Source organism: Myxococcota bacterium, from assembly GCA_039030075.1.
Taxonomy (GTDB): Bacteria; Myxococcota_A; UBA9160; order UBA9160; family SMWR01; genus JAHEJV01.
Genome location: JBCCEW010000003.1, coordinates 54,182 through 66,795, shown reverse-complemented (window position 1 = coordinate 66,795; position 12,614 = coordinate 54,182). Strand labels below are relative to the sequence as shown.

Here is a 12,614-nt window from a genome sequence, read left to right as displayed (position 1 = left end):
AGTGCGACTACTCGCGCGCCTCGCGTGCGGCCGGCGGGACGTCTCGCGGGTGGAGTGGGACGATCGCGCACGCGCCGACGACGAGCGGCAACAGCGCTGCGGCGTGCAGTGCGGGCTGGTAGGAGCCGAGGGTCGCTCGTGACAGGGCAAGGGCGCTCGGCCCGAGGGCGCTGCCGACCACGACGACGCTCGTGCTGGCCGCTGCAATGGATCCGAGGTGTCGTGTGCCGAAGAAGCGCGGATGTCCCACCACAGACAACACGCTGAAGTGTCCACCCGCCACGCCGAGGCAGATCGACGCCAGCCAGAAGCCCGCGGGATCCCCGACGTGAGCGCTCGCCGCGAAACCGACTGCCTCCCAGAAGAGCAGGCTCAGGACGAGCGAACGCATCGAGGTGCGATCGGCAAGCACGCCGACCAGAGCGCCGGTCGCCGTGCTGAAGACCGCCATGGGCAGGAACAGCGAGACGGCGCGGGTGCGTTCGAGCCCGGCCTCCGTACCGATGTCGACGATGTGGAGCGTGATCCCGGTCAGAACCGCGCCCTGGAGGGCGAGACTCAGGGTGAGGACCCAGAAGGCGCGTGTCCGGAGAGCCTCGGCGCGGGTCGAGGCGGTGGCCTCCACCGGTGGGTCACTCTTCTCCAAGGAGTCCGTGGCTCCGTCGGGATTCAGTCCGCAAGACGCCGGATTCTCGCGGTAGAAGAGCCACGCGAGCAGACCCATGCCCACCACTTCCAGCAACGCGATCTCGAGCCAGGCTCCGCGCCAGCCCGCCCGCTCGATCCACGCGTCGAAGAGCTGGGGCGCGTAGCCGAAGCCGAAGGCGACGAAGAGTCCGCTCGTGGCCGCGGCGATGCCGCGCCGTCGCTCGAACCAGCGTGCCAGCATCGTGTTGCTCGCGAGGGTGAGAACTCCCTGCCCGAAGAAGCGCAGGTTCACGAAGAGGAACGTCAGTACCACGAAGGCCACGGTGCTCGCGCTCAGTGCCGTGGCCGAGGCGGCGGCGCGGACCACCCGATCGGTTTGCGACAATACGGCGACTACGATCCCGAGGGCGAGCGCTGCAGTCATGGCGGACACGCGAACACCCCGGCGGTCGATCCATACCCCGGCGCGCGGCAGCAACAGAGCGGAGGCGAGGGTTCCGAGGAGATAGGCGTTCGAGAAGGAGAGCCGCCCGAGGCCCGTCGCGTCGAGCAAGGAGTCGGTGAAGACGCTCACTCCCATCGTCTGGCCGGGAATGCTGAAGAGCACCCCGGCGGTGGCCGCCGCAACCACCACCCAGCCGTAGAAGAACGGGGCGCGCCGCGGGGCGAAGGGGACGTCGGGCGGAAACCACGCGCGCACGTCACCGAGTCTCGTGGCAGGGGCGGCCGGGGGCAACGCGCGATGGCCTCGGATTCGGCCTCCGAGCCAGCGGGAGAGCCACGGGTGGCGGAGCCCGACGCATTCCGGCAACGTCTGCGGCTCGCCGCCTCCGGCTCCTCCTGGAGCCACCACAAGCTCCCATGGCCGCACAGGCGCACTGGAGCCAGGGAGCTCCTCTGACCACCCCGATCCCGACGGCCGTCGAACTCCGGGAGCGGGAGCGCGAGCGGCTCCTCGCTCTTCTCGACGCCTCCCTCGCCGAAATCGATGCGCTCGTCCCCCTGGACGAGGCGCGATTTCTCGAGACCCATGCCCTCTACGAGGGCCGCTCGGACCAGCGTCAGCGCATCATCGAGTGGTTCGCCCGGGAGATCACGCCTGCCCGGCGCCGCGATCGTCCCTTCCAGATGCTCAGCGTCGGCTGCGGCAGCGGACTTCTCGACCTACCGATCCTGCAGGGGCTCTCTTCCCGTTCCGCCGAGGTGCACTACGTCGGTGTCAACCCGAACCGGGTGGAGTGCGCGGCGTTCGAGCGGCTGTTCCGCGAAACCGCGCCACAGGGCGTGAGCGTCGAGCTGGTTCCCGCCACTTTCGAAGCCTTCCAGACCGACCTCGTTTTCGATCATATCTACTTCGTCCACTCGCTCTACTACATGCCCGACCCGGCAGCCGCGCTCGAGAAGGCGCGCAAGTCTCTCGCGCCGGGGGGGCGGCTCATCGTCTTCCACGCACCGTGCGAGGCGTTGAACGATCTCGCCGAGCTCTTCTGGAAGAAGGAGCACTCCCGGCCCACGCTCTTTGCGGAGGGCTTCGCGAAACTGCTCGACCGTTGGGGTTGGAACTACCAACAGAGTCGGGTGGAGGGGGCTGTAGAGGTCACCCCTTTGCTGGAAGGCGATACGGATGCCGGGCTCGCGCTGCGCGACTTCATCATCCAGTTCGACGGGAGGAGCCTGCCCGCGTCCGTGCAGGAGCAGGTCGCTCGCTACCTTCGCCTCGTCGCCTTCGAGCACCAGGGCCGGAACTTCATCTCACACCCGGTCGACGTCTTCTCGATCGCGGGCTGAAGCTCAGCGCCAGACGAAGATCATCGAAACGTCTTGCCGGAAGCGGGAGCGGCCTTCCGCGTCTCGGCGTTCGTCGAGATAGGCGCCCAGCACGGGATCCCGACGCATGTCGTCGAGGCTCAGCTCGGAATCGAAGAGACAGCGTTGGAGGAAACCCTCGAGCACCGCGTCGTCTTCGATCACCTGCTCGTAGACCAACGGCCTCACCTCGACTTTCGCACCCGCGTCGCGGAAGGCATCCGCGACAGCCTCACCGCACGCGTAGGGCGTGTCGTCGGCTCGGTAGCGGGAGAGGTACGCCTCGTAGAACGCCAGGTAGTGCGCCGAGCGCGTGGCGTGGGCGACGAACCCAAGACCGTCGCTGGCAAGGGCGCCGAGAAACGCCTCGACGCCGGCGGGTAGCTCGGCCTCGGGGAGCGCGTAGAGGGCATGCACGGCCCAGACCACGTCGTAGCCCGTGGCATCGGCGGGAATCGCCTGCAGCGTGCACTCGAAATCGCGACCACCGACCATCGGAGGTGCGAGGGAAGCGCGCGCCTCACGGAGGGAGAACGCGCTGGGATCGAGCAGGTCGAGGACGAAGCGGCTTCCGTCGAGGGATCCGAGGGCCGTGTGAGCCCGAAGCGCAGTGGGGAACTTGCCGCTGCCGCACGCGACGTCGAGGATGCGGACCGTTGAGCGCGCTGCCACGCGCTGCCGCAGGAACGTGTCCCAGTCCCAGGCTTGTGCGAGCTCTCGGTAGTCGAGGCTCGCCACCCGGTAGAAGGCATCCATCTCGTCCCGGCCCTGCTCACTCCAGTGGGCGAGGCTGCGCTCGTGGGTGTCTCCGGCTTCCCGACTCACGCTAGGACTCTCCTTCGCTGTCGTAGAGGATCGGGTTCAGCCGGCTCGCGATCGGATCGCCCGGCGCGACGCCGGGCATGAACTTCTCGAAGTCGCCGCTGATCAGCGTGGGCGAGTCGACCAGCCGGGCTCCATCCTCGAGATAGGTGGTCGCCAGCGCCATCCGTGCTTGGTTCGTCCGGTTCGGTCCCGCCGTATGGAGGCTGCGCGTGTGGTGGAAGCTCACTTCCCCGAGCTCGAAGGGGCCGTCGTCGACAGGCACCCCGCCGTCCCGCAACGCGTCGGCGATCCCGCGATCGTATGAGTCGTCGTACTTGCTGAACGGCAGATCGGCGACCCGTCGCCAGGCCTCGATCCCGCGCGCGAACGCCAAGGGTCCCATCGCCTCGGGCGTCGGCTGGAGCGGCACCCAGACCGTCACCACGCTCTCGGACGCGATCGGGTAGTGGTGAGCGTCGTAGTGCCAGGGTGTCCGGCCGCAGCCCGGCAGCTTCGAGAGCGCGTTGTCGTGGTAGAGGCGTACCGCGCGTACCCCGAGGAGCTCGGCGGCGATCCGGGCGAGGCGACGGCTCCGCACGAACGCAGCGACGATCGCATCGGTCACCCACATCATTTCGAGGCTCGGGAACCGCATCGCTGGCGCATCGGCGAGCGTTCGTGCGAAGAGGACCTCGAAGTGGCGACGTAGGAGCAGCAGCGCCTCCGGCGAGCAGACGTCCCGCAGCTTCACGTAGCCGTCGCTCCGGAACCGCTCGACGGCCGCCGGAGCCAGGCGGTAGGGCGCGTCGAGCTCCGATTCCAGCTCGGGAAGTGACGGGGCGGGCAGCTCGGGGAGGGGCGGTACATCGACGGAAGGGCGCGCCGGGCTCCCATCGTCATGGGCGAGGGACAGATACCAGTTCCACCACTGCTCGTTGCTCGCCACCCATTGCTCGTCGATGCCGTCGCTTGCCGCGTTGGCGGCGTCGAGGAAGGCAAAGGCACTGACGCGTTCGGGCTCGGTCATAGGTCGCTCCTGCGCTTCCGACGATGCAGGGCAGCGAGGAACGCCCCGAGGAGGGAACTCACGGCCAGCGAGCCGAACAGCGTCCGGTAGCCTGCGGCACCCGGTCGGGCATCGAGCAGGACGCCCCATAGGTAGGGCGTCAGCACATCCGGGGTGTAGCCGATCAGTGCGACAACGCCCACGGCCGTTCCGGTGAGATGCGTCGGCAGGCCTCCTTCTTCGAGGAGCGCGTAGTACACGCCGCGCAGCGCGAAGGCGGCCGCCGCGATCGTGGCGGCCTGGACGTAGAGCAGCCCGATCCCCCCGACCTCGGGGCGGAGCGCCGCCATGCTCGCGAACGCGACGACGAGCACCGCGAAGCTCGCCACGATCACGTTCCGCGAGCTCGCGCGGTCCGCAGAAAGACCTGCAACGACGGGCACGAGCGCGCGCAGCCAGCCACTCGCGACGCTCACCGCGGCGCCACCCGCTGCGCTCTGGCCGTGGGCGGCCATGGCGAAGCCGGCGAAGTAGAAGGTGCCGTAGTACGCCGTGTAGGCGCAGAAGATCACGCCGCCGAGCAGCCAGACGTTCGGCAGGCGCAGCACGGCGCGCAGCTTGGCGCCGCTGCTGGCATCGGTACGCTCGCCGGGCGGCTCGGGTTCTTCGGATCCACCCGGTACCGCGAACCAGGTGGCGACCGCCCCGATCAGGCACGCTGCCGTGTACAGCGCGATCACCGCGCGCAACCCCGTCGCGCCACCGCCTTGCGCGGCGAAGAGCTGGAGACCGACGGAGGCCGCCACCGCCGCGACCAGGCCCCGGCCCCCGTCGAGCAAGCCGAAGGCGCGCCCCTGCTCCGAGTCGCCGCCCCAGGCGCGGGTTGCCTTGATGAGGGCAGCCCAGAACGTGAGGATCGTGGAAAACGCCCAGAGCGCGAACAGCGCGTAGAGCACCATCGGCGACGTGGGGAAGGTCGCCAGGATTCCGCCGCCAATCGCCGTCAGCGCCAGCGAGAAGGGCAGCAGGACGCGCGGCGAGACCCGATCTGCCAGCCACCCACCCGCGACATAGGCGCCGAGACAGAGCGCGCCGAAGACGCTGTAGATCGCGCCCAGCGCCGCCTCGTCGGGAAGCTGGAGCACTTCGATGAGCGTGCCCCGATAGTCCCGCCGCAGGGTGTACGGCAGCAGATAGATGCTCTCGCCCGCCCAGACGAAGGCGGAGAGCGCGAAGACACGGCGGGATCGTTCTCGCACGGAAGCCGCGCAGTATCCGATGTTCGCGATGGTTTCGCCGGTGCCGACGAGCAAGACGATTCGGGTTCACCGAGGTGACCGGCCCTCGACGCGGACTGCTCGATCCCCTGCGCCCACCTGGGTCGAACCCCTTGCTCGCGGATTCCCCTTGGGGGGTACCGATCGGATTCCGAAACGGGTGTCCGATCCCCCGATCGTTTCGGTTTCCGGCTTCTCCGAACCCGCGCGCATCGGGTTCGGGCCCGGGGTCTGGCGCAGGTCGCCTACCCACAGGGCGCTACGCTTCGGCTTCCCGAGCTCTTCCCCGGAGCCTCCCGTTTTCCGCCTCGGGGACCGCTGCCGATCGCTTGCCACCTCGGCGAGCCAAGGAGCCCCATGAACTTCGAGAACCTTTCCATCCTGAGCGTGCGCCACGTCGACGCACCGCATCGGGTGACCTCCGCCGAGATCCAGGATCAGCTCAGCGAGACGATGGCCAGGCTCGGACTGCCGCCGAACCTGCTCGAAGCGGTCGCCGGGATCCAGGAGCGCCGTTTCTGGAACGAGCAGACCCAGCCGAGCGACGCGGCGACCCAGGCGGCCGAGCTCGCGCTGGAAGATGCCGATCTCGATCGCTCGAAGCTCGGCGTGCTGATCAACACGTCCGTCTGCCGCGACTATGTCGAGCCTTCGACCGCCTGCCTCGTGCACGGCAACCTCAAGCTGGCCGACACCTGCATGAACTTCGACGTCGGCAACGCGTGCCTCGCCTTCCTGAACGGGATGGAGATCGTGGGCAACATGATCGAACGCGGTCAGATCGACTACGGCATGGTGGTCGACGGCGAGTCGAGCCGCTTTCTGATCGAGTCGACGATCGCGCGCCTGAAGCGACCCGAGACCGACATGGCGACCTTCCGCGAGGAGTTCGCATCGCTGACGACGGGATCCGGGGCGGTCGCGATGATCCTGGCGCGCGCCGACCTGGCTCCGGACGGGCACCGCTTTCGCGGCACTTTCTCTCGCGCCGCCACCGAGTACAACCATCTCTGCGTCGGCCAGGTCGATCGAGGCGTCACCGATACGAAGGGCTTGCTCGTCGCGGGCGTCGGCCTTTCGAAGGAGACCTGGGCTGGCGCGCAGGAGGCGTTGGGCTTCGACGAGACCGAGGTCGACGAATACTGCATCCACCAGGTGAGTGCGCGACACGCGGAGCAGCTGGCCGCCAATCTCGAGGTGGATCTCGAGCGGGCACTGATGATCGTCGGGGAGTTCGGGAATATCGGTCCGGCCTCGGTGCCGATCGTGTTGTCGAAGGCGCGAGACCTCGGCCGCATTCGCCGCGGCGACCGCGTCGTGCTCGCCGGGATCGGAAGCGGGCTCAACTGCTCGGTCGGCGAGGTCATCTGGTGAAGCGGTGAGCACCCTGCCCACCGTGCCCCACGCGCTCTATCCCTTCGAAGGACGCTTCTTCGACCGCGACGGGCTGCGCATGCACTATCTGGACGAGGGCGCGGGCGAACCCGTGGTGATGGTCCACGGGAATCCGACCTGGTCCTTCTACTACCGCGACCTCGCCCGCGCGCTCGCTGCGGACCATCGGGTACTCGTGCCCGACCATCTCGGCTGCGGCTACTCCGAGAAGCCCGACGACGCGCGCTACACCTACACCCTGTCGTCACGGATCGACGATCTGGAAGCGCTGCTCGCGGACGTCGAACCGGAGCGCAAGCTCACCCTGGTGGCCCACGACTGGGGTGGCATGATCGCGATGGGCTGGGCGGTACGTCACCCCGATCGCGTGGCGCGCCTCGTGCTCATGAACACCGCGGCCTTCCATCTGCCCGACGATATGGCGATGCCGGCGTCGCTTGCCTTCGTACGCGGCACGCGACTCGCCTCTTGGATGGTGCGGCATCTGAATCTGTTCGCCCGCGGTGCCGCTTGGATGGCTCCCGCACGCCCGCTGCCGAAGGCACTGCGCGACGCCTACTGCGCTCCCTACGACACCCCGGAACACCGCATCGCGACCCTTCGCTTCGTGCAGGACATCCCGCTCGCGCCTGGCGATCCGGCCTACGCCACGGTCAGCGAGATCGAACACGGGCTCTCACACTTCGCCGAGGTGCGGACGCCCACGCTGCTGCTCTGGGGGGAGAGGGATTTCGTCTTCAAGCCAGCGGTGCTCGACGTCTTCGAGCGCATCTGGCCCCACGCCGAGTCGCATCGCTTCCCGCGCGCCGGCCACTATGTCCTCGAGGAAGCGAGCGGCGAGATCATTCCGCGGGTGCGGGACTTCCTCGCGAAGCACCCGGCGTGAGCGGGGGGCGGACATGAACGTCGCCTCCTTCGTCCTCGAACGGGCCCGTCGCGCGCCCGAGGCGGCGGCGATCCACACTCCGGCCGGACGCGGCTCCGGGGGGCGGGTTCGCTACGCGTCGACGACGAACGGCGAACTCGATCAGCTGAGCGACCGGATCGCGCGTGGTCTCGAGAGCGTCGGCATCGGCCGCGGTGTGCGCACGGCGCTGTTGGTGAAGCCGAGCGTCGAGATGTTCGCGCTCACCCTCGCGCTGTTCAAGACGGGTGCGGTCCCCGTGCTGGTGGATCCGGGCATCGGCATCCGCCGTCTGAAGCGCTGCCTCGACGAGGCCGAGCCCGAGGCCTTCATCGCGATCCCCCAGGCCCAGATGGCGCGCCTCGCGCTGGGGTGGGGGCGCGCGAGCGTGCGGATCGCCGTGACGGTCGGGCCGCGCTGGGCCCGAAACCTCGGCGACGTCACGCTCGACGAGCTGATCGCACGCGGTGGCGGCGACGAACCCTATGCGGTCGCGGAGACCGACGACGACGAGATCGCGGCCATCCTGTTCACGAGCGGGAGTACGGGGCCGCCGAAGGGCGTCATGTATCGCCACGGCAACTTCGCCGCGCAGGTCGAGGCGATCCGAGGCCTCGCGGCGATCGAGCCCGGTGAGGTCGATGTCCCGACCTTCCCGCTCTTCGCGCTCTTCGATCCCGCGCTCGGCATGAGCTCCGTGGTACCGGACATGGATGCGACGCGTCCGGGCGACGTCGATCCGCGCGTGATCCTGGACGCTGCGGAGGCCTTCGGGGCCACCAATCTCTTCGGGTCCCCCGCGCTGCTCGACACGGTCGGGCGCTACGGCGACGTCCACGGGAGCAAGCTGTCGACGCTGCGCCGCGTGGTCTCGGCCGGCGCGCCGGTTCCGGCGGAGGTGATGGCGCGCTTCCTGCGGATGCTGCCCGACGGTGCCACCATCTTCACGCCCTACGGCGCCACCGAATGCCTGCCCGTGTCGTGCATCTCGAGCCGGGAGGTGCTGACCGACACCGCCGCGCGAACCGAGCAGGGCGCTGGCATCTGCGTCGGTGCGCCGGTCCCCTCGATCGAGCTTCGGATCATCCGCATCGACGATCGGCCGATCGCGGCGTGGGACCTGGCGGTCGTGCTTCCGCCGGGCGAGATCGGCGAGATCATCGTGCGCGGTCCGCAGGCCACGAGTGGGTACTACGGAAGGCCCGAGGCCGACGCGATCGCAAAGCTCCCGGCGTCGGACGGCGGCGGCAGCTGGCACCGGATGGGCGACGTCGGGTACCTCGATGCGCACGGACGCCTCTGGTACTGCGGCCGCAAGGCCGATCGCGTGCCGACGGCCGCGGGAACCCTGCACACCGCTCCCGTCGAGGCGATCTTCGACGCTCACCCGAAGGTGCGGCGCACCGCTCTGGTCGGGGTTCCGCGCGCGTCCGGCGGCGAAGACCGGGAGCCCGTGCTCTGCGTCGAGCTCTTGTCGGGCACGCCGCGGCGTGAGCGTGACGCAATCGAACGGGAGCTGCGCGCGATCGCCGAGACGCACGAGGGAACGCGCGCGGTCGCCACCTTCTTCTTCCACCGCCGCTTCCCCGTCGACATCCGCCACAACGCGAAGATCGGGCGCCCCGAGCTCGCGCGCTGGGCGGCCCGTAAGCTCGGCCGCCGTCGTCCGGTTTCCCCGTGAGAGCGCTCGTCACCGGGGGGGCGGGCTTTCTGGGCCGGGCGATCTCCGAACGGCTGGTCGCGCGCGGGGATCGGGTGCGGAGCTTCTCGCGCGGCGCACACCCCGAGCTCGAAGCCCTGGGCATCGAATCCGTGCGCGGCGATCTCGCGGACATCGACGCCGTCGCCGGGGCCGCGCGCGACCGTGACGTGGTCTTCCACGTGGCTGCGCGGGTGGGTGGCTGGGGAGCACGGGCCGAGTATCGGCGCACGAACGTCACCGGCACCGAGCACGTGATCGAAGCGTGTCGGCGAAACGGCGTGGGTCGGCTCGTCTACACCAGCACCCCCAGCGTGGCCCACGCGGGGGGCGACATCGAAGGCGCCGACGAGTCCCTCCCCTACGCCACGCACTTCGAGGCCGCGTATCCCGAGTCGAAGGCGGCGGCCGAGCGGATCGTACTGGCCGCCAACGACGCCACTCTCGCGACGGTCGCCCTGCGTCCGCATCTCGTGTGGGGCCCCGGCGATGCCCAGCTGGTGCCGCGCCTGCTCGAACGCGCCCGTGCGGGGCGGCTGCGTCTGGTTGGCCCGGAGGACAAGCTCGTGGACGCGACCTACGTCGACAACGCCGCCGAGGCCCACCTCCTCGCCGCGGATCGTCTCGCACCCGGGGCCGCGTGTGCGGGACGCGCCTACTTCATCGCCCAGGGCGAGCCCGCGCCGGCGCGGGAGTGGATCAATGCGGTGCTGGACGCCGCCGGTCTGCCGCCGGTCGAGCGCCGCGTGTCCGCGCGCCTGGCGTGGTGGGCGGGGCTTGCCGCCGAGACGGTCTACGCCCTGCTACGCCGGCGGGAGGAGCCCCCGATCACGCGCTTCGCGGCCAGGCAGCTCGCGACCGCTCACTGGTACGATCTCACGGCGGCGCGGCGCGATCTCGGCTACGTCCCGTCGGTTTCGACGGCCGAGGGCATGGCGCGCCTGCGCGAGTACTTCGCTCGCGCGGACGCCGTCGCGCAAGGGAACGGCCTCCCGTGACGCAGGATCTTCACGCTGGGCTCTCCCACCGCATCCACCTCGTGACGGGGAAGGGAGGCGTGGGCCGCACGACGGTGGCGGCGGCGCTCGCCACGTTGGCGGCCCAGCGCGGCAAGCGGGTGCTGGTTTGTGAGATCGGCGATCCCGAGGGAGGGCCTTCGCCGCTCGGGCGGTTGTTCGGCCGCGAGCAGCTGACTCCCGACCCCGAGCCGCTCGGACCCGAACGGCTCTTCGGCTGTCACGTCTGGGCCACGCGCGGTCACGAGCTCTTCGCCCACAGCGTGGTCCCGGCGGGCCCCTTGATCCGGACCGCACTGCGCTCGAAGACCCTGCGCAAGTTCGTCGCTGCCGTGCCTTCCCTCTACGAGCTCGGGGTCTTCTTCCACCTGCTGACGCTCCTGAAGGAAACGCGCGAAGACGGAGCACCCCAGCACGAGGTGATCGTCGCCGACATGCCCGCGACCGGTCAGACGCTGGCGCTGACGAGTCTGCCGGAGATCCTGCTCGACGCGCTCCCCGACGGACCGATCCCGCGCTACATGCGCGAGGGCCAGTCGTACCTGAACGACCCGGCGCAGTGCGCGGCCTGGGTGGTCACGCTTCCCGAGATCCTCCCGGTGACCGAGGCGGAGGAACTCATCGAGGGATTGCGCGCCACCCACGTTCAGCCGGCAGGCGTCTTCCTGAATCGCGTGCCCGAGGATCCTTTCGATGCCGAGGAGCGCGCGGCGCTCGAGGAGCTCCTCGCCCGCGAAGAGATCCACGGCGAACTGGCCTTCCGTCGCACCAGCCTGGCCCGGGACGCGCGGCGTCGTCTCGTCGAGGCGAGCGACCTTCCCGTGGTCGAGCTCCCGGACCACCCCGACCTCTCCGCGAACGATACGGATGCACTGCAGAAGGCCCTCGTGGCGCGGCTCGGCGAGCGCCTGGATCGGAGCCCGTCATGACGAACCACGCTGCAGAGATGCAGGCGTTGCTGCACGACCGGCGCATCGTCGTCGTGTGCGGTGCGGGTGGCGTCGGGAAGACGACCACGTCCGCCTCGCTGGCCCTGGCGGCGGCCCGCGCCGGAAGGCGCGTGCTCGTGATCACGATCGATCCGAGCAAGCGCCTGGCGCAGACGCTGGGCGTCTCGCCCAACGACCGCGACCCCACGCTGCTCTCCCCCGAGCGGCTGCGCGCGGTCGGCATCGATCCGCCCGGCAGCCTGTCCGCTTGGATGCTCGATCCCCAGGCCGTGTCGGACGAGATGGTGCGTCGGATCTCGAGCGACGCCTCGAGCGCGCAGCAGCTGCTGGGCAATCGCGTCTACCGACACATCACCTCGATGATCGCGGGCATGCAGGAGTACATGGCGGTCGAGGCCCTGCAGGGCTTCGTCGCAGACGAGCGCTACGACCTGATCGTCCTGGACACCCCGCCGTCGCGCGACGCGTTGCGCTTTCTGGACGCGCCGTCGCGAGCCGGTGCCTTCCTCGACCGACGCGTGCTGCGCCTCTTTCTCCCGTCCTCGGAGAATCGCCTGCGCCAGGCCGCGACCCGGGTCTTCGAGCGCCTCCTCGACCTCGCCTTCGGAGAGCGCGCGAGGGCGGAGATCCAGCAGTTCTTCGTACTCTTCGAGCACGTGCTCCTGCATCTGTCTCGCAGCCAGGGAGACATGCGTGCGTTCTTCGGTGGTCCGCAGGTGGCCTTCCTGCTCGTATCGTCGCCGACGGCGGCCGCGCAGGAAGAGGCGCGCTACTTCGCGAAGCGGACGCGCGAGCTCGAGCTCCCGCTCGCCGGCACCGTTCTGAATCGAAGCCGGGCGTGGACCGTCGATCGGCCGCTTCCTTCGGAGGCCTACCCAGACCTCGAGAAGTCGAAGGCGCCGGACGCCCTCGTACGCGCGCTCGCGAAGCTCGATCCCCTGGCCCGCGCCGAAGCCGACAGCGCGCGCCGACACCAGGCGCTCGAGACGGAGTTGGGCGCACGAAAGGGCGCGGGCTTCGTGCTCGCGTTGCCCGAGCTGCCGGAGACCGCATCCGAACTCGAAGGGTTGGGCGCGCTCGCCGCGGCATTCGAACGCGCCTGAGATCGA

Annotated in this window: 11 protein-coding genes; 7 read left to right on the top strand and 4 right to left on the bottom strand. The window is 69.6% G+C overall.

All coding sequences use genetic code 11. The features are described 5' to 3' along the window. Nucleotides 1-7 precede the first annotated feature (7 nt). The gene (locus AAF430_03820; protein ID MEM7409346.1) at nt 8-1,348 is read right to left on the bottom strand and encodes an MFS transporter; all 1,341 of its coding nucleotides are present in this window, start codon (nt 1,346-1,348) and stop codon (nt 8-10) included. 161 nt (nt 1,349-1,509) lie between these two features. Here AAF430_03820 and AAF430_03815 point away from each other — a divergent pair, with 161 nt between their 5' ends. After that, nucleotides 1,510-2,436: a class I SAM-dependent methyltransferase gene (locus AAF430_03815; GenBank protein ID MEM7409345.1), complete on the top strand. Its 927-nt coding sequence runs from the start codon at nt 1,510-1,512 to the stop codon at nt 2,434-2,436. A gap of 3 nt (nt 2,437-2,439) precedes the next feature. Here AAF430_03815 and AAF430_03810 read toward each other — a convergent pair whose 3' ends face one another. Genes AAF430_03810 through AAF430_03800 form a run of 3 tightly spaced genes read right to left on the bottom strand, consistent with a single transcriptional unit; the run spans nt 2,440 to nt 5,523 of the window. Further along, on the bottom strand, nt 2,440-3,279 hold the full coding sequence (locus AAF430_03810; protein ID MEM7409344.1) for a class I SAM-dependent methyltransferase: 840 nt from the start codon (nt 3,277-3,279) through the stop codon (nt 2,440-2,442). 1 nt (nt 3,280) lies between these two features. Then, on the bottom strand, nt 3,281-4,285 hold the full coding sequence (locus AAF430_03805; GenBank protein ID MEM7409343.1) for a phytanoyl-CoA dioxygenase family protein: 1,005 nt from the start codon (nt 4,283-4,285) through the stop codon (nt 3,281-3,283). Further along, nucleotides 4,282-5,523, bottom strand: a complete 1,242-nt coding sequence (locus AAF430_03800; protein MEM7409342.1) for an MFS transporter — start codon at nt 5,521-5,523, stop codon at nt 4,282-4,284. The genes AAF430_03805 and AAF430_03800 overlap by 4 nt, the downstream gene beginning before the upstream one ends. A gap of 375 nt (nt 5,524-5,898) precedes the next feature. Here AAF430_03800 and AAF430_03795 point away from each other — a divergent pair, with 375 nt between their 5' ends. The 6 genes from AAF430_03795 to AAF430_03770 are packed head-to-tail and all read left to right on the top strand — an operon-like array spanning nt 5,899 to nt 12,608. Further along, nucleotides 5,899-6,915 (top strand): 3-oxoacyl-ACP synthase III, encoded by a 1,017-nt coding sequence (locus AAF430_03795; protein MEM7409341.1) that lies wholly within the window; start codon nt 5,899-5,901, stop codon nt 6,913-6,915. Between the two features lie 4 nt (nt 6,916-6,919). Continuing rightward, nucleotides 6,920-7,822 carry an alpha/beta fold hydrolase gene (locus AAF430_03790; GenBank protein ID MEM7409340.1) on the top strand — a complete coding sequence of 301 codons (903 nt, stop codon included), beginning with the start codon at nt 6,920-6,922 and terminating at the stop codon, nt 7,820-7,822. Nucleotides 7,823-7,835: 13 nt separating this feature from the next. Further along, nucleotides 7,836-9,521, top strand: coding sequence for a fatty acid CoA ligase family protein (locus tag AAF430_03785; GenBank protein MEM7409339.1), 1,686 nt, complete (start codon nt 7,836-7,838; stop codon nt 9,519-9,521). Then, entirely contained in the window at nt 9,518-10,537 is a 1,020-nt protein-coding gene (locus AAF430_03780; protein MEM7409338.1) for an NAD-dependent epimerase/dehydratase family protein, read from the top strand. Before AAF430_03785 ends, AAF430_03780 begins: the two co-directional genes overlap by 4 nt. Beyond that, nucleotides 10,534-11,484, top strand: a complete 951-nt coding sequence (locus AAF430_03775) for an ArsA-related P-loop ATPase (protein MEM7409337.1) — start codon at nt 10,534-10,536, stop codon at nt 11,482-11,484. Before AAF430_03780 ends, AAF430_03775 begins: the two co-directional genes overlap by 4 nt. Beyond that, the gene (locus tag AAF430_03770) at nt 11,481-12,608 is read left to right on the top strand and encodes an ArsA-related P-loop ATPase (protein ID MEM7409336.1); all 1,128 of its coding nucleotides are present in this window, start codon (nt 11,481-11,483) and stop codon (nt 12,606-12,608) included. The genes AAF430_03775 and AAF430_03770 overlap by 4 nt, the downstream gene beginning before the upstream one ends. Nucleotides 12,609-12,614: the final 6 nt, after the last annotated feature.

What these genes read in the sequence shown, in the direction of transcription:
- AAF430_03815 (MEM7409345.1), top strand. Translation starts at nt 1,510, where the DNA reads ATGGCCGCACAGGCGCACTGGAGCCAGGGAGCTCCTCTGACCACCCCG.
- AAF430_03805 (MEM7409343.1), bottom strand. Translation starts at nt 4,285, where the DNA reads ATGACCGAGCCCGAACGCGTCAGTGCCTTTGCCTTCCTCGACGCCGCC.
- AAF430_03795 (MEM7409341.1), top strand. Translation starts at nt 5,899, where the DNA reads ATGAACTTCGAGAACCTTTCCATCCTGAGCGTGCGCCACGTCGACGCA.
- AAF430_03785 (MEM7409339.1), top strand. Translation starts at nt 7,836, where the DNA reads ATGAACGTCGCCTCCTTCGTCCTCGAACGGGCCCGTCGCGCGCCCGAG.
- AAF430_03770 (MEM7409336.1), top strand. Translation starts at nt 11,481, where the DNA reads ATGACGAACCACGCTGCAGAGATGCAGGCGTTGCTGCACGACCGGCGC.